15 protein-coding genes are annotated in these 18,261 nt (G+C 37.5%); 11 read left to right on the forward strand and 4 right to left on the reverse strand.

Going from position 1 to position 18,261, the window contains the following annotated elements; genetic code table 11:
* Nucleotides 1-117: 117 nt before the first annotated feature.
* On the reverse strand, nucleotides 118-1,218 hold the full coding sequence (locus OM074_RS05070) for a CapA family protein (protein ID WP_301198207.1): 1,101 nt from the start codon (nucleotides 1,216-1,218) through the stop codon (nucleotides 118-120).
* Between the two features lie 67 nt (nucleotides 1,219-1,285).
* On the opposite strand from OM074_RS05070, the gene OM074_RS05075 reads away from it, so the two are divergent.
* Nucleotides 1,286-3,106: an AMP-dependent synthetase/ligase gene (locus OM074_RS05075; RefSeq protein ID WP_301198208.1), complete on the forward strand. Its 1,821-nt coding sequence runs from the start codon at nucleotides 1,286-1,288 to the stop codon at nucleotides 3,104-3,106.
* Between the two features lie 75 nt (nucleotides 3,107-3,181).
* On the opposite strand, the gene pruA is transcribed toward OM074_RS05075, so the two are convergent.
* Both pruA and OM074_RS05085 read right to left on the reverse strand, forming a co-directional pair.
* Nucleotides 3,182-4,810, reverse strand: coding sequence for an L-glutamate gamma-semialdehyde dehydrogenase (pruA, locus tag OM074_RS05080; RefSeq protein ID WP_301198209.1), 1,629 nt, complete (start codon nucleotides 4,808-4,810; stop codon nucleotides 3,182-3,184).
* A 231-nt stretch (nucleotides 4,811-5,041) separates the two neighbouring features.
* On the reverse strand, nucleotides 5,042-6,307 hold the full coding sequence (locus OM074_RS05085) for a type IX secretion system plug protein (RefSeq protein WP_301198210.1): 1,266 nt from the start codon (nucleotides 6,305-6,307) through the stop codon (nucleotides 5,042-5,044).
* Nucleotides 6,308-6,470: 163 nt separating this feature from the next.
* On the opposite strand from OM074_RS05085, the gene OM074_RS05090 reads away from it, so the two are divergent.
* The 10 genes from OM074_RS05090 (at nucleotide 6,471) to OM074_RS05135 (ending at nucleotide 17,870) form a co-directional block, all read left to right on the forward strand.
* The gene (locus OM074_RS05090) at nucleotides 6,471-7,820 is read left to right on the forward strand and encodes a Na(+)-translocating NADH-quinone reductase subunit A (protein ID WP_301198211.1); all 1,350 of its coding nucleotides are present in this window, start codon (nucleotides 6,471-6,473) and stop codon (nucleotides 7,818-7,820) included.
* Between the two features lie 37 nt (nucleotides 7,821-7,857).
* Entirely contained in the window at nucleotides 7,858-9,018 is a 1,161-nt protein-coding gene (locus tag OM074_RS05095) for an NADH:ubiquinone reductase (Na(+)-transporting) subunit B (protein WP_301198212.1), read from the forward strand.
* An 11-nt stretch (nucleotides 9,019-9,029) separates the two neighbouring features.
* Nucleotides 9,030-9,722, forward strand: a complete 693-nt coding sequence (gene nqrC / locus OM074_RS05100) for an NADH:ubiquinone reductase (Na(+)-transporting) subunit C (protein WP_301198213.1) — start codon at nucleotides 9,030-9,032, stop codon at nucleotides 9,720-9,722.
* Between the two features lie 11 nt (nucleotides 9,723-9,733).
* Entirely contained in the window at nucleotides 9,734-10,390 is a 657-nt protein-coding gene (locus OM074_RS05105; protein ID WP_301198214.1) for an NADH:ubiquinone reductase (Na(+)-transporting) subunit D, read from the forward strand.
* Between the two features lie 26 nt (nucleotides 10,391-10,416).
* Nucleotides 10,417-11,034 (forward strand): NADH:ubiquinone reductase (Na(+)-transporting) subunit E, encoded by a 618-nt coding sequence (gene nqrE / locus OM074_RS05110; protein ID WP_301198215.1) that lies wholly within the window; start codon nucleotides 10,417-10,419, stop codon nucleotides 11,032-11,034.
* Between the two features lie 70 nt (nucleotides 11,035-11,104).
* Nucleotides 11,105-12,370, forward strand: coding sequence for an NADH:ubiquinone reductase (Na(+)-transporting) subunit F (gene nqrF / locus OM074_RS05115; protein WP_301198216.1), 1,266 nt, complete (start codon nucleotides 11,105-11,107; stop codon nucleotides 12,368-12,370).
* Between the two features lie 168 nt (nucleotides 12,371-12,538).
* Nucleotides 12,539-15,565, forward strand: coding sequence for an AsmA family protein (locus tag OM074_RS05120; protein WP_301198217.1), 3,027 nt, complete (start codon nucleotides 12,539-12,541; stop codon nucleotides 15,563-15,565).
* A 73-nt stretch (nucleotides 15,566-15,638) separates the two neighbouring features.
* Nucleotides 15,639-16,262: a thioredoxin domain-containing protein gene (locus OM074_RS05125; RefSeq protein ID WP_301198218.1), complete on the forward strand. Its 624-nt coding sequence runs from the start codon at nucleotides 15,639-15,641 to the stop codon at nucleotides 16,260-16,262.
* A 9-nt stretch (nucleotides 16,263-16,271) separates the two neighbouring features.
* Nucleotides 16,272-16,619, forward strand: coding sequence for a hypothetical protein (locus OM074_RS05130; RefSeq protein WP_301198219.1), 348 nt, complete (start codon nucleotides 16,272-16,274; stop codon nucleotides 16,617-16,619).
* A gap of 243 nt (nucleotides 16,620-16,862) precedes the next feature.
* Complete coding sequence (locus OM074_RS05135) at nucleotides 16,863-17,870, forward strand: FAD:protein FMN transferase (protein ID WP_301198220.1); 1,008 nt, start codon at nucleotides 16,863-16,865, stop codon at nucleotides 17,868-17,870.
* Between the two features lie 111 nt (nucleotides 17,871-17,981).
* On the opposite strand, the gene OM074_RS05140 is transcribed toward OM074_RS05135, so the two are convergent.
* On the reverse strand, nucleotides 17,982-18,224 hold the full coding sequence (locus tag OM074_RS05140) for a hypothetical protein (RefSeq protein WP_301198221.1): 243 nt from the start codon (nucleotides 18,222-18,224) through the stop codon (nucleotides 17,982-17,984).
* Between the last annotated feature and the right edge of the window lie 37 nt (nucleotides 18,225-18,261).

Here is an 18,261-nt window from a genome sequence, read left to right on the forward strand (position 1 = left end):
CCCCTTAATCACAAAAGTAGGTAAGTTTTCGATTAAAGAAAATATTCATTATTATTTAATTTCAGAATAACTTACTTATTCTCCATATTTATATTGAATCTATACAATCCTAAAATACTATTTTTCCCATCCCGGCAATTCCTTATTAAAATGATATTCTGAAATACCTATGTTATTTAAATATATACTCCTGGCTTCCTTGGCATAATCAACTAAACGGTTATTGGCATCCTGATCCATAAACAAGTTATCCTGCTCAAAAGGACTAACCGGTAGCACATAAAACTCCTTTCTGTTTTCAATTACAGGGGTATAAACCCAAGTCAGATAATACCCTGCATCACTAACTTCTGTTACTCCACCCCGCTTAGTCAGTTCCACCCTGACAACTCCTCCTCCATCACAAGGTGCTGTTCGTTGGTTAGAAACAAAATTTCCCAGTGAATAAACAACAAAATGATCTTCCCGGAATTCTATGGGCTGCAATACATGCGGATGCGACCCGATTACCACATCCACACCATTATTCCTGAACAGCTGATTAATTTCTTTTTGGGCATCATTTGGCAGAGTTTGATATTCGAGCCCCCAGTGAACAAAAGCTATAATCTTATCAGGATTCAGTCTTCTTGTTTCTTGAATATCTTTAACAATAACATCCTTATCTAAGAAATTAACAATATTGGGCTTACTCACCGGGATTCCATTTGTACCATAAGTATAGTTTAAAACAGCTACTTTAATTCCATTCTGTTCCAGAATCATAGCCCGATTATTTTCTTTCTCCTTAGGATTTTTAAATGTGCCAGTATGCGGAATACCGAGGCTATCCAATACATCAATTGTCCGCTCCAACCCCTGCTTTCTCCTGTCAATACAGTGATTATTTGCAGTAACTACAGCATCCACACCAGCATCCTGCAAGGCAACAGCAAGAGCATCGGGAGAACTAAACTGAGGATATCCTTTAAATGGCGGGCCTGCCAGGGTTACTTCCAGGTTTGCAATGGCAAAATCAGCATCTTCAAAAATATTGCTCACATACTTAAAACAATTTTGATAATCATACTCCCCGGTTTCAGGATTGTAAGCACTGTTTATCTGGGTATCATGGCCCATAACATCACCTATAAAAACCAGAGATAGTGTAGTTGAATCCTGGGCAACTAAAAAAGGGGATACTGAAAAAATTATAACAAAAAACAGAAGATTTTTCATGCTAAATAATTTTGTTTCTTTTAAAATTGTGCATAAATATAAACATTTAACAATTAAGCCACTTGAAATGATTTTTGAAAGGACATTTGATATCCTTTGGCATTTAAAGGAAAACGATGGCAAACAAGATATTCTTTGCACCAAAAAGAACGGGAGCTGGACAAACTTTACTGTAGATGAATATTTTGAGAACGCAAGATCGTTTGCCAAAGGGCTAATCCAATCCGGGTATAAAAAAGGGGATAAGATCGCCACTATATCAAACAACCGGCCAGAGTGGAACTTTGTGGACATGGGAATGAGTATGGCAGGCATAATACATGTACCTATCTACCCTACCATCAGCGAAGAGGAATTTTCATATATCTTTAATCACTCCGGAGTCAAAATGGTGATCGTATCCGATAATTCCCTCTACAAAAAAATAAAGCCTATAGCTGATAATACCCCACACATCGAAAGCCTATATACTTTCAATAAAATTGAAGGCGCCCTTCACTGGAGCGAAATTATAAGGTTAGGCCAGCAGCACAGGGTTAAACTAAAGCCCGTGCTCGAAAGTATCAAAAAAGGAATTACTGCTGACGACACTGCCTCTATTATATACACATCGGGAACAACCGGGATGCCCAAAGGCGTAATGTTGAGCCATGGTAATTTTATGAATAACGTAAACGGCGTATGGGATTTATTTGACCTTTATAAAAACACCCGTGTATTAAGCTTCCTGCCCCTTTGCCATGTGTACGAGAGAATGGTTAATTACTTATTTCAGGCAAAACAGTGCTGCATATACTATGCTGAAAATCTCGGAACAATTGCCCCGGATATGGCCAGCTGCAAAGCAAATGCATTTGCTACAGTACCCAGAGTTATAGAAAGGATTTATGACCGCATCGTATCCAAGGGCGAAGACTTAAACGGTGCAAAAAAAGCAATATTTTTTTGGGCCATGAGGCTTGGCGAAAAATACAGCATAGAAAACAACAATAATGCTATATATAAAATCAAGCTTAAAATTGCCCGCAAATTGGTATTTAGCAAATGGCAGGAAACCTTTGGTGGCGAATTAAAGTTTGTAATTTCAGGTGGTGCAGCCTTGCAACCCCGGCTAAGCAGGTTGTTTTTTGCAGCCGGAATACACCTGATGGAAGGTTACGGATTAACAGAAACAGCTCCTGTAATAGCAGCCAACTTCTCTGTAAGACCCAATAATTTAATGATTGGAACAGTAGGCCCCATACTCAACAACATTGAAGTAAAAATTGATGAAGACGGGGAAATCCTGACCAAAGGCCCCTGCGTTATGAAGGGATATTATAACGCTCCGGAACTGACCGAAGAAGTAATTGATGGCGATGGCTGGTTTCATACCGGAGACATCGGTCAATTAGTTGATGGGAAATTTTTAAAGATCACAGATCGCAAAAAAGAAATGTTCAAAACCTCAAGCGGAAAATATATTGCCCCACAAACAATTGAAAACCTGCTTAAAGAGTCGATTTTTATTGAACAGGCCATGGTGGTTGGTGAGAGTGAAAAATATGCCAGCGCATTAATCTCTCCAAACTTTGATTATTTGCACATGTGGGCCCACGACCACAAAATTCACTTTAGGGACAACAAGGAATTAGTAAGAAACCCAAAGATTTTGAAAGTATTTAACAAAGAAGTTCATAAAACCAATAAATTACTGGGACAGCACGAGCAAATAAAGCGCTTTAGGATAGTTTGCGAACCATGGACTTCGGCATCAGGGGAACTGTCGGCGACTCTCAAATTAAAAAGAAGAGTACTCTACAACAAATATGCAGACCTTTTAAGGAAAATATATTCATACGAACCCGATCAGGACAACCGGGGCTCAATAAGCTTTAACGGAGATTAAGAAATAAACCATAAAAGCCGGATCATCCATTTGATGAATCCGGCTTTTCTTATTCATATTTCTAAAAACTTAAAACTACTCGGCTAAAAACGGGTATTTATAATCTTTTGCCGGAACAAAAGTTTCTTTAATAGTACGAGGACTTACCCAACGCATTAAGTTAATCGCTGAACCTGCTTTATCATTTGTTCCTGAACCCCTTGAACCACCAAATGGCTGCTGTCCAACTACAGCACCTGTTGGCTTATCATTGATATAGAAATTTCCGGCTGTATGTGTCAACCTTTTTGTCATCATTTCAGCCACATATCTATCTTGTGAAAAGATTGCACCTGTTAATGCATACATTGATGTTGTATCAAGAACATCCATTGTAGCCTCAAATTCAGCATCTTTATATACATAGATAGTAACTACCGGACCAAACAACTCCTCTTCCATGGTGTCGTATTTAGGATTTGTAGTCAACACAATAGTTGGCTCAATAAAATAACCTTTTGATTTGTCGTAATTTCCACCAAAAATCACCTCAGCTTCATCACTTGCCTTAGCTGCATCGATAGCACCAGACAACTTATTAAAAGAAGATTCATCAATAACTGCATTCACAAAATTGCTGAAATCTTCCGGATCACCCATTTTCATTTCAGCCAATTGCGCTCCTACATAACCTTTAATTTCTTCCCAGCGGCTTTCTGGTAAATAAATACGCGAAGCAGCAGAACACTTTTGACCCTGGTATTCAAACCCACCTCGAACTATAGCTGTTGCTACAGCTAATGCATCACATGACTTATGGGCAAAAATATAGTCTTTACCACCTGTTTCACCTACGATACGAGGATATGTTTTATATTTTTGGATGTTCTCACCAATTGTTTTCCACATTCCCTGGAATACACCTGTAGAACCAGTAAAGTGAATACCTGCAAAATCAGGATGTTCAAAGATAACCTTTGCTGTAACAGGACCAGAAGCATAAACAAGGTTAATCACTCCATCAGGCACACCAGCCTCTTTAAATATATCCATCAATACTTTTGCAGAATAAACTGCTGTTTTTGATGGTTTCCACACAACTGTATTACCCATTAAAGCAGGTGCAGAAGGCAAGTTACCGGCTATTGATGTAAAGTTAAAAGGAGTAAGCGCAAAAATGAATCCCTCTAAAGGACGATACTCAACCCTGTTCCACATACCAGGAGCAGACTCCGGCTGATCAGCATATATTTCTGTCATATACTGAACATTGAACCTTAAAAAATCTGCAAATTCACAAGCCGCATCAATCTCAGCCTGAAAAGCATTTTTTGACTGACCCAACATAGTTGCAGCATTCAGCTTTTGGCGATATGGCCCTGCCACTAATTCAGCAGCTTTTAGAAAGATAGAGGCTCTATGTTCCCAACTTAAATTTTCCCATGCTGGCTTAGCCTCAAGTGCAGCATCAATTGCCTTATACACATGAGTTTCATCTCCCTGATGATAATATCCTAAACAATGCTTGATATCATGCGGAGGATGCATAGAAACCTTATTTCCGGTTCTTACTTCCTCTCCTCCAATATACATTGGAATATCCACTTCCGTTTCTTTAAAAGCCTTAAGTTGGGCTTTAAGTTCATCTCTTTCCGGTGTTCCCGGTGCATATGACAAAACCGGTTCGTTTTCTGCAATCGGCACGTTAAATATTCCTTTTGGCATAATTCAAGTTTTAATAAATTAGTTATATAATGTTCTTAATTTTTTACATGATCTAATGCAAAACAAATTTACGACCGAGCAGAATGTTTTGAAATGAAATATATCAGTGTTTAGAGCCTCATTTTACTGATTAATATCAATGATTTGTCATTATTATGTTAAGCCTACGAATAACAGCAGACCATATACAGATGTTCTATCCAGAAGCAACTCAGGTTTGGTTATAATTTATCAGGGTTTCACCGAGTTAGACTGGGCAACTCCAATGAGCCTATCGTAGTTATCGCTAATATCGCGATAGTATACCAAAAACAAATAGTCATTTTCCGCCTCGCTATATGAACCTTCCAAGATACTAACCGTAGCCTGGTCGGTTTGCGGAGTTTTAAACGCATATAAATAATTATAAAAGCCTTGCTTTAACAGCAAAGTCTTTTCGTATCTTTTAAACTGTGGATTATACCTCATCACACTCGAATCATCAATCCTCCAGTTTGTGAGCCCTCCCATTATATAAATATCGCCACCGGCAAAAGGTTCATTCCTGGGCAAGAAAAAATGCACCAACACATAATCGCTTTCTGTAAAAGGATCGCGCCCCTCCCTATTCTCAATCACATAACGCCCGTTAAAGTCATTCTGGAAAAAGTAACTCTTTTCATTACGCGACTCATCTGGTTTTAGATCCAGATGATAATAAGGATCATGAAAATGAATATCACTAACATCCTCCGTCCTAAATTCATACGTCCTTAAATCAAGCCACCTAAACTCATTCCCCCCTTCAAACATGGTTTCCCTGTTGTAATTATACTCAAGCGATTCGGGCTTAATAAACTGGGGTTTAATATCATGAATAGCGTTATCCAGACGCTGATTTTGATAGATACTAACCGTTACTTCATGCAAGGGGTTTGAAATTTCAAAATTTCTATGCGTTACCGTAAAGTTAATATCCTGTTGTTGCTTCCTCAAACTAGAGTTCATGGCAAATTTTATCTGGGATTGCACCTGAACCTTCCTTTCCACAACCATAAATCGCCGGGCTAAAACGGGTGCCTCCCTATTGAAATCCTCATATACCAAAATGATATAGTTTCCACTGTAGTTAATGCCAATATCTTCATTGGGAAACTGCATTTTATAGTGCACATATTCGACCGTGGTATTAAAGGAAAAATCAAAATCCAGAACAGGGACCTGATTAATACCATTTACATATTCCTGTTCACTAATATCTGAAGGTTCCCAATGACTATTACAGTGCACCAATGAATAATAATAGCTCCTGGAATCATTATTTAAATCGTCAAAACTCAACTCGATCTTTTCATCTGTACCAAGTTGGATTACAGGATAGGACATAGGCCACCCCTCTTTGTGACACATAACTGTTTTAATAGATTGACTATATACAAAATTATTGAGAGATTGCGCTCCGGAATACTGAAAACCAGAAACAAACAACAACAAAACCACATACCTTACGTACCACATATCCTTTATTATTTAAAACGAAAATAAACATTTTAAAGGTGTACAGGTTACTATTTAATTATTATTTAACGAATTTTTTCTTTATTACATGACACTAGAGCGTGTGTAACTTATAATTTATTGTATTTTTGCAACAAAATTTTAAAAATAACTTTTTTCAAACATGTCAGACGTAATTAAAATAAAAAAAGGTCTTGATATTCGGTTGAAGGGAAAAGCAGAAAAAGTTTTTGGAAGTGCAGCAATGCCAGAACTTTATGCTATTAAACCAGGTGACTTCCCTGGTTTGGTTCCTAAGTTAGCGGTTAAACCTGGCGACAAAGTTAAAGCCGGTTCTGTATTGTTTTATGACAAGTACCGTACCGACATTAAGTTTGTGTCTCCTGTAAGCGGAGAAGTTCAGTTGGTTAACCGTGGTGAGCGAAGACGAATATTAGAAGTAGTGGTTAAGAGCGATAACCAGAACGAAGCAGAGAAGTTTGGAGCTGTTGATCCAAAACAGGTTTCAAAAACAGAGGCAGTTGAAAAGATTTTGGCTTCGGGTATGTGGCCATTCCTTCGTCAGCGTCCGTACAACGTAGTTGCGAATCCTGCTGACACTCCAAAAGCCATTTTTATCTCAGCTTTTGATTCTGCACCTTTGGCTCCTGATTACGACTTTATTGTTGCAGGGCAAGAAAAAGAATTTCAGGCCGGGGTAGATGTTTTAAACAAATTAACTGACGGTGGCGTAAACATTGGCATCAACAATGAGATGGCTTCCAAAGCTTTTGTATCGGTAAGCGGTGCTAAAACACAAGCTTTTTCGGGTCCACACCCGGCAGGGAATGTTGGTATTCAAATTCACCACGTATCACCGATCAACAAAGGAGAAGTTTACTGGACTATCCAACCACAGGAAGTTATTTCCTTAGGTAAGTTATTCCTGTCAGGATCGTATGACGCTTCAAGGATTATTGCAATTACAGGTTCTGAAGTAAAAAACAGAAACTACGTGAAAACAAAAGTCGGGGCTCTTATTAAACCTTATATTGAAAACAATATTGAGGAAGGAAGCCTTCGCTTTATCAGCGGCAATGTTTTAAGTGGATCAAATATTGGCAAAGACGGTTATATCGGGTCTTACGATTCACAATTAACTGTAATTCCGGAAGGTGATCAACATGACTTTATGGGCTGGGCAGCACCAGGATTGAAAAAATTCAGTGTTTCCAAATCATTTTTCTCATGGTTATGTCCAAACAAGGAGTATGCTTTAAATGCAAACCTTAACGGAGGCCCTCGTGCCATTATCATGTCAGGACAGTATGACAAGGTATTGCCTATGGATATTTTACCGGAACATTTGATTAAAGCTATTATTACGGAAGATATCGACAAAATGGAACAGCTTGGAATATACGAAGTAGCAGAAGAAGACATGGCTCTTTGCGAATTTGTATGTACTTCTAAACTAGAAATTCAAAGCATCTTACGAAAAGGTATTGATGTAATGATTAAAGAGATGAGCTAATCCGTTAATCAATTGTAAATATTTAAATTATAATAAATTGAAAGCATTAAGAAATTATTTGGATAAAATCAAACCCAACTTTGAAAAAGGTGGGAAGTTTGAGAAATTACACTCAACATTTGATGCTTTTGAGACCTTCTTGTTTACTCCAAAAACAACTTCAAAGACAGGTGTACATATTCACGATGCCATCGATTCAAAAAGAACGATGTCGGTTGTGGTTTTGGCATTAATCCCTGCTTTATTATTTGGTATTTGGAATACAGGATACCAACATTTTCTTGCATTGGGCGAGACTGCTGAGTTTTGGCAGATGGTAGGTTATGGTGCTTTAAAAGTATTGCCTATTGTTGTGGTATCGTATGTAGTTGGTCTTGGCATTGAGTTTATGTTTGCTCAAATGAGAGGACATGAAGTGGCAGAAGGCTTCCTTGTGTCGGGTATGTTGATACCTCTTGTTCTACCTGCAGACATTCCACTATGGATGGTAGCTGTAGCTACTGCATTTGCAGTAATCATTGGTAAAGAAGTTTTTGGTGGTACCGGAATGAACATCTGGAACCCGGCTTTGGTAGCCAGGGCATTCTTATTCTTTGCTTACCCTTCAAAAATGTCGGGAGATGTTATTTGGGTATCAGGAATGAGCAAAGGAGAAGGTATTGTTGATGGTTTCTCCGGGGCTACTCCGCTGGGTAACGTTATTACAGGAAAACTGGATTTATTACCAACAACACTTGAAAGTTTCATTGGAACTATCCCCGGTTCAATTGGCGAAACCAGTACTTTAGCTATTTTAATCGGTGCTGTTATTTTATTAGCTACCGGAATAGGAAACTGGAAAATCATGTTAAGTGTATTTGCCGGAGGTTACTTAATGGCATTAGGATTTAATGCTATTGGTACAACTGACGCGATGAACGTGGATGCTATACAGCAACTTTGCTTAGGCGGTTTTGCCTTTGGTGCCGTATTTATGGCTACAGACCCGGTTTCAGGATCTCGCACAGAAACAGGAAAATATATCTACGGATTTTTAATCGGTGTATTTGCTATTATGATCCGGGTGTTTAACCCTGCATATCCTGAGGGTGTAATGTTAGCGATATTATTAATGAATACTTTTGCTCCGTTGATTGATCATACAATTGTTCAGCAAAATATTAAACGTCGTTTAAAGAGAGTTAAAGTAAACGCTTAATAAATAATAAAATGGACAAACAAGGAAATTTATATACGTTTCTGTATGCATCAATCATGGTGATTATTGTAGCGGCCGTTTTAGCTTTTGTATCTGAATCGTTAAAGCCGATACAAAACAAAAACGTTGAAGTAGCAAAAAAGATCGACATTCTTAAATCGGTTGGTATAGCCAGTGATGCAAAAAATGCAGAAGATTTATACGAAAAACACATTGGTGCCAACACCAAGGTGATTAACATGAACGGAGAAGAAGTTAAAGGAAGTGCATTTGACGTGGACATGGCTAAAGAGCTTCGCAAAGATGCCGACGCCCGTAACTATCCGTTATATGTTTGTAAGTTAGATAATGGCCAGGAGAAGATTATCATTCCTCTTCGCGGCGTTGGTCTTTGGGGGCCAATCTGGGGATATATCTCTTTAAACGAAGATAAAACCACTGTTTTCGGTGCTACCTTCGATCACAAAGGAGAAACTCCAGGTTTGGGTGCTGAAATCTCAAAAGAGTTTTTCCAAACACCTTTTAAAGGAAAAACAATTTTTGACGAATCAGGAGCATTTACTTCTATAAAAGTATTAAAAGGCGGATCTGCCGGTAATGCCCACGCCGTTGATGCTATCTCAGGAGGTACTATCACCAGTAATGGCGTTACAGATATGTTAGAAGAGTGCCTTAAAGGGTACGAAAAGTATTTAAAAAATTAAACGGTTAAAAAATGAGCGACAAAGAACCTTTGTTTTCAGCGAAAAACCGAAAATTGATTACTAACCCGATTGGTGCTCAAAACCCGATTACCATCCAGGTATTGGGTATCTGTTCTGCACTTGCGGTAACGGCAAAATTAGAGCCGGCAATTGTAATGTCTATTTCGGTAATGTTTGTATTGGTTTTCGCCAATCTATTTATATCATTATTGCGTAACACTATTCCTGCACGTATCCGTATTATCGTACAGCTGGTAGTTGTTGCTGCGTTGGTTATTCTGGTTGACCAGATTCTTAAAGCGTTTGCTTACGAAGTAAGTAAACAGTTATCAGTATTTGTTGGATTGATTATCACCAACTGTATTATCATGGGACGTTTAGAAGCATTTGCCTTAGGAAACAAACCATGGCAATCAGTTTTAGATGGTGTAGGTAATGCTGCCGGTTACGGTGTTATCCTGGTAATCGTAGCTTTCTTCAGAGAGCTTTTGGGTGCCGGAACATTGACACTCCCTGCTGTTGGAACATTAACCATCATTCCTCAGGCATTTTACGATTTAGGGTACGTGAACAACGGATTAATGATTCTTCCTCCAATGGCCTTGGTTACTGTAGGGGTTATCATCTGGGTGCAACGTTCTAGAAATAAGGATTTGATTGAATCTTAATTTATTAACTGGAAAAACAGATTTCAATGGAAAATATAATTAATATATTCATCAAGTCTATCTTTATCGACAACATGGTATTTGCTTACTTCTTAGGTATGTGTTCGTACCTGGCTGTATCAAAAACTGTGAAGACTTCATTTGGACTTGGTGTTGCTGTAGTATTTGTACTGGCCATTACAGTACCTGTAGATTATTTATTAAATGAATATGTACTTAAAGCCGGTGCTTTAAGCTGGTTAGGAGAAAGCTTTGCTGATGTTGACTTAAGTTTCTTAAGTTTCATCATGTTTATTGCCGTAATCGCCTCCATGGTACAGTTGGTTGAGATGATTGTTGAGAAATTTGCCCCTGCACTTTATAGTTCATTGGGTATCTTCTTGCCTCTTATTGCCGTAAACTGTGCAATACTTGGTGGTTCATTATTTATGCAGGAACGTCAGTATGCTTCATTAGGTGAAGCGACTTCTTTTGCATTTGGATCAGGAATTGGTTGGTTGTTGGCAATTGTAGGTATTGCAGCTATTCGTGAAAAATTAAAATACTCTGATATCCCTGCCCCATTACGCGGTTTAGGTATCACTTTTATCGTAACCGGTTTAATGGGTATTGCTTTCATGAGCTTTATGGGAATTCAATTATAACCGGCATGGCCGGAGCAGGTAACTAAAGCTTTTAAACTTTAGATGCTTGTTCATAAAAGCAAAAACTAAAATGAATATGATATTTTTAGCTAGTCAGGGTGCAGTAATTACTACCAGTGTGGTGGTATTCTTACTTGTTATCCTTGTGTTGGTGTCAATTCTTTTGTGGGTAAAGCAAAAATTGACTCCGGCAGGAACCGTTACTATCGACATCAATGATGGAGAGCAAGCTTTAGAGGTTTCTCCAGGACAAACATTGTTGTCTGCTTTAGGAAACAACAAAATCTTCCTTCCTTCAGCTTGTGGTGGTGGAGGTACTTGTGCTATGTGCCGTTGCCAGGTTAACGAAGGTGCAGGTTCTATACTTCCTACCGAAACAGGTTATTTTACCCGTAAGGAACAAGCTAACAACTGGCGTTTGGCTTGTCAGGTAAAAGTAAAGGAAGACATGAAAATGGACATCCCACAGGAAATTCTTGGTATCAAGAAGTGGGAATGCGAGGTGGTTTCTAATGACAACGTGGCTACTTACATTAAAGAGTTTGTAGTTAGACTACCAGAAGGTGAAACGTTAGATTTTAAATCAGGAGGTTATATCCAGATCGATGTACCTAAAATCACTGTCGACTTTAAAGATATGATCATTGGAGATGAGTACAGGGATGAGTACGAAAAGTATGGAATCTTCGACCTGCAGATGGTGAACCCAGAGCCTACTTACAGGGCTTACTCAATGGCTAACCACCCTGCTGAAGGTAACATCGTGATGTTGAACATCCGTATCGCCACTCCTCCATTCGACAGAGTAAACGGTGGATTTATGAAGGTTAACCCAGGGGTTTGTTCTTCGTTTATCTTCTCTCGTAAACCAGGTGATAAAGTTACCGTTTCAGGACCTTACGGAGAATTCTTTATTAAGGAAACTGAACGAGAAATGATGTTTATTGGTGGTGGTGCAGGTATGGCTCCTATGCGTTCGCATATCTTCCACTTGTTCCATACAGTTAAAACAGGCCGTAAAGCTACATTCTGGTATGGTGCCCGTTCTAAGAAAGAGATCTTCTACCAGGATCAGTTTGAGGCTATCGAAAAGCAATTCCCTAACTTTAAGTTTAAAATTGCTTTAAGTGACCCTCAACCGGAAGATAACTGGGAAGGTTCAACAGGATTTATCCACCAGGTTATTCATGATGAGTACTTAATCAATCATGATGAGCCGGAAGATATTGAATACTATCTTTGTGGACCTCCAATGATGAACGATGCTGTTAACAAAATGCTTTATGATTTAGGGGTACCTGATGAAATGATTGCATTTGATGACTTTGGATCGTAATCAAAGTAGCAAGATATTAGTAGCAAGTCGTAAGACTTATTAAATAAAAAAAGACTCCCAAGGGAGTCTTTTTTTATTTGGAGATAACATCTTCTTACATCATTTTTTTTACATTCGTTTAATCAAATCTTGAATCTTGATACTTACGTCTTGATACTTTTTTAAATTATGCGCAAAAAACATCTTATCCGAAATATTTTATTTATTGCTGGAGCATTTATCCTGCTACTTGTTATCCTTGCTGAAATATTTAAAGAGGACATTGTTAAAATGGCCATAAAGAAAGGAGCTAACACCTTTGATGTACCTCTTGTGGTTGGCGAAGTTGACTTTAGTCTGCTTTACAGGTTTCCGCTGGCAACAATTGAATTTAACGACCTGGCCATGCTAAACCAACTTCCACACCCTGATTCTCTAAATCAGCATATTGATACGGTTGCAAGCATTTCCAGGTTATATGCATCAGTTGACCTGATTGAACTAACCAGAGGAAATATCTTTGTAAAAAAAATCGATATAAAAGACGCTAAGGCAAAATACCTTGTCGACTCATTAGGGAACAGCAATTTCGACTTTCTTTTTAAGGCATCAGAAACGGATTCTACAAAAGCAGATGAAAAAGACACAACTATTGTACAAGGGGTATATTCTCTTGAAAAGCTCACTTTATCAAACATCGACCTTGAGTATATTGATGAATACATGAATTTTTCAGGACATTTAAATATTCCCAACCTTTCAATAAACGGAGAACTTGAGCCTAAGGGATATGTTGCTGAAACCAAAGGTGAGATACTGCTAAAATCTATCCATTATGCAGATTTCCACCTGGAGGAATTAAAACAAAGCAGCTTAAGCTTTGATGTTTCGGCACTTAATGATTCTTTAGAGGTCAGGGAACTTACCCTAAACGCAGCAGGATCAGAAATTACCGCACTGGGGACCATTGTAACACACGACAGTTTATTTGTAGACCTCAACCTAAGTGGAAACCAGATTGACCTATCGAAAAACATTGCCTTGTTACCGGAGAAAATGCGTAACGAACTAAAATTGAAACAAGGAGGCGGGATCCTTAATGTAAGCGGAACCACAAAAGGCTTTATCTCTCCATCAAGCATCCCCCAGTTTAATATCAATATCGATCTTTCAAACGCCCTTATTGAGTATGATGTATATCCTGTAGTAAAAAACATCATCCTTAACAGCAATATTTCAAGCGGATATACCCCCGGTTTAAATGCTGCCATGGTAAACATTAAACAACTTCATGCAGAAACAACACGTAGTTCAGTAGACTTATCCGCCATACTAAAAAATCCAAACAGTCTTGAATATGACATTGCTGCTGACATCAGTGCTTCATTGGATGAACTGAAACCTTACTTGCAAGACTCATCAATAAAAAAAGCTTCCGGATTAATAAAAGCACATATAAAAACCAATGGGGTTTTACCCGATTCCATTACACCTGGTTTCACCGATAAGGCTCTTGCAAATACCAGCATGAATATATCGTTACATAACATTGCTATTGCTATGGATTCAATACCATCTGTTGACAAACTAAACGGTAAATTTATTTTTACGCCGGGAAACATTAAAATAAGCGATTTTAAAGCTTCCATCCCTGAATATAACATCAATATAACAGATGGAATAATTGCATCGTCATTTAAAGGAAAATTGAGCAATTACAAAAAGCTGGATGTAAAGCTGGATACCTTTCTGGTGGCTATGCCGCAATCATCAATTGCTGCCACCGGTAAAATAACCGGACTTGAAAATATAAAATATGATTTAAGGTCATCAATTAAACTTGGTTTGGGCGAAATTAAAGAAATGCTCCCCGATTCCTTAGCCAATTATATGGGAGGAGAGATTGATGCCAACATTAGTTCTTCCGGAAATTTCCATATTGATTCTGTTGCTGATAAAGCCCTGGAACTACTTTTTGAAAACAGCAAGTTTAATGTATCGCTAAACAATGTAACACTAGAAATGCCCGACAGTATGATGAATGTTACTGCCCTATCGGGACATGCAGATTACCAACATGACACATTAAAACTAAACAAAGTGATTGGAAGCTACCTTGGGTTGGATTTTTCTGCTGACTCAACTACCGTTTCCAATGTGTATACAGCGGCCGTACAAAACAATGAAAAAGAACTATATGTACGTGGCATTTTTGGAGCAGGAGATTTGGATTATGCCTGGATTAATGCTTTTATGACTGATACTGTTCCCATGTCAGAGAAAGAAACTCAGGCCGCTATAAAAGAACAAACTGAAAATCCATATATAAAAAAATTTACAACCAAAATCAATGGCAAAGCCAGACTCAGGAGTTTTAAATACGGTGATATTTTTGTTGAAAATATTGACACAAAGTTTCTGGCAAAAGTAGACGAAGGATATTTTGTTGCAGATGATATGTTGTGTAGTGTATTTGATGGTGATGCCAGACTGTCGGTCCGAATGGATATCAATAATAACTTCAGAGATTTGCTGCAGTTCAGGTCAAATTTTTCAAAACTTGACGTTTCCAGAATGATGGATGAATTGGAAACCTTTATAGATCAAGAGGATTTTAAAAAAGAAAACGTATTTGGAAATTTATCAGGCCATATGGATGGTCGTATTGTCATGAAAGATTATAACTTGATATATGATTCATTAATGGTAAGGGGCGATATAAAATTAGAGAATGGATCTTTGGTAAATGTTAAGCCTGTAATGGCAATTGAAAAAATACCTATGACGGGCTTAAAAAATTTGGATGATTTAAAATTCAGTACGCTTGACAGTAAGATATTTCTTTACAACAACGAGTTATACATTCCTCAAACGCAAATAGTAACCTCATCATTTGATGCAAGTTTTTTAGGGATGTATAGTTTAGGGGAAGATTATGCTTACCATGTAAGAGTTTTTTTAGGCGAGATATTGGCAGGCAAATCAAAAGCTAATATTAAAAAGCAAGCTTCAGATGGTGGATTTGCCGAAAACGAGGAAGAGGCAAAAAAAGGCAGGACGCCTCTATACCTGGTTTCTAAATCGGAAAATGGAAAAGAAAAAGCCTGGTGGGATAAAGAAAGTGACCGGAAAAGGATGATAAATACAGTAAGGGTGAAGCAGAGAATATTGGGCTTCAACTTTTTTCCGGAAAAAGTGACCTACGAAACTGAATAGGAGGATCATATTTATTTAAAAGTCCATTGCTTGCAGTATAACAATCATCAGATTATTGAAAACACATTAAAATATGAAACGAGTACTTATACAGATAATTTCTTATTCGATTTCATTAATTTTGTTAATACTAATTTCTGTAAAAATATATAATCATTTCTCAGTAAAGAGGTTTGTTACAAAACCAATCTCAAAAAAGGAATCTGATATTATTTTTGGAAATAAAGATGCTAAAGAATCCATATTTTTATTTGGGAATTATCAATGCTCACACTGTAAATACTTTTTCAACGAGGATTATCCCAAATTAAAAAAAGAAATACTGGATTCTGGAAAAATAAATTTAAGAGTAAGGTTTGTGCCTTTATCAGATAACAAATCAATTTTAAACGTTTATTCTATGTCCATAAGCATATTTAAATATGGAGAATATGAGAAGTTCCACAATATGCTTTTGCACAATTTCAATCTGGCATTTACTCCTGAATACGAAGATCTTATAAACAATATTATGCAAAACAATGAAGCCATCGCCCAGGATTATCTTTCAGAGAATAATATTGCTGATTTGGAAAATAACAAAAAGGAATTTAAAGAGCTGAAATTTAAAGGAACCCCTACAATAATATTCCGTAATAGAATTTATAAAGGAAGACCTTCTATTAAAGAGCTAAAACAACAATTAGAAATAAATTAATTCACTACTATGAAGAAATTACTTTTATTACCATCAATTTTATTTGTCGTTTTCATAACCCTAACAGTTGCTTGTTCGGAAGATGAAGATGAAATATGTGAACAATTCGTTTCACCAGAATGCTCTGCCGACATCACAACATGCAGTGGCGGTGACTATGGATATTATTTATATAATGAAAAAGAATACTACTGTGAAGATGAAGATTGCTTAGATGCAACACGTGATGTTTACATTGCGGCAGGATGCCTTGATGCATCTGGAGTACTTGATATTAATTCTCAGGACTATATTCAGCTAAGAGCAATATCATTAAAAGTTATTGCTGAAGCAAGAGCTGCCTCGGGATGTAATTAACAACTATAAAGGATTAAAAAAAAAGCTGCCCATTCAAGCAATGGGCAGCTTTTTTCATTAGTAAGGATCAGATCTGTATAGGCATCATGTTTATCAGATCTGTTCCTCATCTGGAATTAACGAACAGATTTATTGAGTTTCATAAACCTAACAGGTTTTACGTATTCCCCAACTAATTACTCCCTTCACTTTGTATATTACTCCGCAATCAACTATTTTTGCCGGCATAAAAACCATTTCATCATGAAGCATTTTCTTCTAATAATTACAGTCTGTATTTTATCTTCTTGTCAACCCAAAACTTACGATTACCTTAAAATGCAGGGTAAGATTTTTGGTACTTTTTACAACATCATCTATCAGCCTGTAAAAGAAAATGATTCCATTGATATGGGCATTACTAAAGAACTCGACAAAGTGGATTGGGCTTTATCAACTTTTAAGGATACTTCAACCATCAGCAAATTCAATTTTAGCAACAAAGGGATTACTATTGACCCCATGATGAAATATGTTTATGAATCAGGAATCAGCATATACAAAAACACAGATGGAGCTTTTGATATGACAGTAGGCCCGCTGGTGAATGCCTGGGGATTTGGATTTAAGAAAAAGGATAACGTTACTTCCGGGATGATTGATTCATTGCTTTTGAATATAGGGATGGACAAAGTAAAGCTGGACACCAACAACTATTTAAGCAAACAACAACCCGAAATCATGCTCGATGCCAGTGCCATTGCCAAGGGGTATGGCGTGGATGTGGTGGCCGATTATCTGGCATCACAAGGCATTACAAATTATATGGTTGAAATTGGTGGAGAAATCAGGGTAGCAGGCATTAACAACAAAGGAATTGCATGGAGGGTTGGCATTGACAAACCGATTGACGACAAAGCTGCAATCAGCCGCGAATTACAAGATATTTTGTCTTTAACCAATGTAGGACTTGCCACAAGTGGTAATTATCGGAATTTCTATGTTAAAAACGGCAAAAAATATGCCCATACTATCGATCCCAAAACAGGATACCCGGTGCAACATTCACTTTTAAGCGCCTCCATTATTGCAAAAGAATGCATGGTTGCCGATGGCTATGCCACTGCATGTATGGTGATGGGATTGGAAAAAAGTATGCAAGTAATCGAAAGCCTGCCCAATATTGAAGGATACTTTATTTATCAGGATGAAAATGGTGAAAACCAGGTAAAATACACCAAGGGATTTGAAAAGCTCATTCTTCAGCAATAAACAATTAACAAGGAGCAATAAACAATGAGCAATAAACAATGAGCAAGGAGCAATTTTGACTAATGACTAATAACTATTGGCTATTAGCTATTAGCTATTAGCTAATAACCATCAACAACTAAGCGTTTGGCTATCTCCTTCCCCTTCCAAATGCAGGGGCTTAATTTTAATAGAGTCCTTTTGAGCTTCCCTGTGTTGCGAAGTGGCGCATGAAATCCCTCTTTTTCGCATTTCTTTATTACTCCCAATATGAAGATTTGGGAACTTTCCATTCTTTTTAATCAAAATGCTAATAGCCATTAAAACAAACACAACCGCAACCAATACAACACTTAATAATAACACTTTGATCATAACATATAATTTTTAATGAGCATGCAAAAATACTGAA

The sequence above is a fragment of the Plebeiibacterium marinum genome (genome assembly GCF_026013615.1).
GTDB classification, from domain to species: Bacteria; Bacteroidota; Bacteroidia; order Bacteroidales; family Marinilabiliaceae; genus Saccharicrinis; species Saccharicrinis marinus_A.

Bases quoted from the DNA above. Each gene is read 5' to 3' on its own strand.
- OM074_RS05085 (WP_301198210.1), bottom strand. From the start codon at position 6,307: ATGTGGTACGTAAGGTATGTGGTTTTGTTGTTGTTTGTTTCTGGTTTT.
- OM074_RS05130 (WP_301198219.1), top strand. From the start codon at position 16,272: ATGAAGAAATTACTTTTATTACCATCAATTTTATTTGTCGTTTTCATA.
- OM074_RS05125 (WP_301198218.1), top strand. From the start codon at position 15,639: ATGAAACGAGTACTTATACAGATAATTTCTTATTCGATTTCATTAATT.
- OM074_RS05120 (WP_301198217.1), top strand. From the start codon at position 12,539: ATGCGCAAAAAACATCTTATCCGAAATATTTTATTTATTGCTGGAGCA.
- nqrC (WP_301198213.1), top strand. From the start codon at position 9,030: ATGGACAAACAAGGAAATTTATATACGTTTCTGTATGCATCAATCATG.
- pruA (WP_301198209.1), bottom strand. From the start codon at position 4,810: ATGCCAAAAGGAATATTTAACGTGCCGATTGCAGAAAACGAACCGGTT.
- OM074_RS05135 (WP_301198220.1), top strand. From the start codon at position 16,863: ATGAAGCATTTTCTTCTAATAATTACAGTCTGTATTTTATCTTCTTGT.
- OM074_RS05105 (WP_301198214.1), top strand. From the start codon at position 9,734: ATGAGCGACAAAGAACCTTTGTTTTCAGCGAAAAACCGAAAATTGATT.
- OM074_RS05090 (WP_301198211.1), top strand. From the start codon at position 6,471: ATGTCAGACGTAATTAAAATAAAAAAAGGTCTTGATATTCGGTTGAAG.
- nqrE (WP_301198215.1), top strand. From the start codon at position 10,417: ATGGAAAATATAATTAATATATTCATCAAGTCTATCTTTATCGACAAC.
- OM074_RS05070 (WP_301198207.1), bottom strand. From the start codon at position 1,218: ATGAAAAATCTTCTGTTTTTTGTTATAATTTTTTCAGTATCCCCTTTT.
- nqrF (WP_301198216.1), top strand. From the start codon at position 11,105: ATGAATATGATATTTTTAGCTAGTCAGGGTGCAGTAATTACTACCAGT.
- OM074_RS05075 (WP_301198208.1), top strand. From the start codon at position 1,286: ATGATTTTTGAAAGGACATTTGATATCCTTTGGCATTTAAAGGAAAAC.
- OM074_RS05140 (WP_301198221.1), bottom strand. From the start codon at position 18,224: ATGATCAAAGTGTTATTATTAAGTGTTGTATTGGTTGCGGTTGTGTTT.